Annotated in this window: 1 protein-coding gene; it reads right to left on the reverse strand. The window is 71.8% G+C overall.

Going from position 1 to position 1,325, the window contains the following annotated elements:
• Positions 1-1,325: condensation domain-containing protein (locus NA4_RS37555; RefSeq protein WP_245671786.1), on the reverse strand; the 1,325-nt coding region annotated here is incomplete at both ends.

A 1,325-nucleotide genomic window follows, 5' to 3' on the forward strand; every position in this document is an offset into this window, starting at 1 on the left:
GGCGTCGCCGAGATCGGCACCGGCCAGGTCGAGCCGGACCGGGTAGGCGGAGGTGAACCAGCCGACTGTGCGGGACAGATCCGCGCCGGGCACCACGTCCTCTTCGCGGCCGTGGCCTTCCAGCTTGATCAGCGTCGCGTCCGACCCGTCGTCGCGCCAGCGGGCCACCGCCATGGCCAGCGCCGACAGCAGGCCGTCGTTCACGCCGCCGCGGTAGAGGCCGGGGATCGCGGTCAGCACCGCGTCGGTGACCTCGGTGGGCACGGTGACCTCGACCCGCTCGACGGTCGCGAACGTGTCGATCGCCGGGTCGAACGCGCGGGAGCCGAGCAACGGGTCCGGCGTGGCCGAAACCTGCTGCCAGAAGGGCAGTTCCGCGACCCGTTCCGGCGCACGCGCCGCCTCGACCAGGCTGTGCGCCCAGCGCCGCATCGAGGTGCCGTTGGCAGGCAGCGCCACGGGCTGACCCGCGACCAGCTGCGACCAGGCGACCGCGAAGTCCGGGATCAGGATGCGCCAGGACACGCCGTCGACCACGAAGTGGTGCGCGACGATCAACAGCACATCGCGCCGCTCCCGGTGTCCACTGCCGGCGTCCGCGGGTCCCTCCGTGGTTACGCGCGCTGCCGCCTCCGGGCCCGTCGCTCCCGCCGAGAAAGCGAACCAAACGAACTGCGCCATAGCGGCATTCGCCGGATCGAGCCCGCCCATCGCCGTGTCCAGCGCCTCGGTGGCGACCCGCGCCAGCTCCGCGTCGTCGGCGTCGGCGGCCAGGTCCACCCGACGCACCAAGGCGCCGACGTCGACCGCACCCTGCGGCAGCGCCTCGAACGTCCAGTCCGTGCCGGTGCGGCGCAACCGCGACCGGAGCACGTCGTGGTGATCGAAGACCGCCGCGATGGTGCCGACCAGGGTCTCCCGGTCGATGCCGTCGGGCAGCCGCAGCGCCATGGTCTGCGAGAACCGCTGGTAGGACGAGCCGCTCGCGAGAATCTGCCGCATGATCGGGGTCAGCGGGATCTCGCCGACACCGCCACCGGGCAGCTCCTCCAGCCGCGCCTGCTCGGCGCCTGCGCCGAATGTGGCGATCTCCGCCAGCGAGGCAACACTGCGCCGCTCGAACACCTCACGCGGAGTGAACAGCACACCGCGCGCCTTGGCCCGGGACACCAGCTGGATGGACAGGATGCTGTCACCGCCGAGCGCGAAGAACGAGTCGTCCAAACCGATCTGCTCGACGCCGAGCACTTCGGCGAACACCTCGGCGATGACCGCCTCGATCTCGTTGGCCGGCGCTCGGAACTCGCGCGGAGCCAGCTCCGGTT

Origin of the sequence: Nocardia amamiensis NBRC 102102 (assembly GCF_001612745.1) — a bacterium.
Lineage (GTDB): Bacteria > Actinomycetota > Actinomycetes > Mycobacteriales > Mycobacteriaceae > Nocardia > Nocardia amamiensis.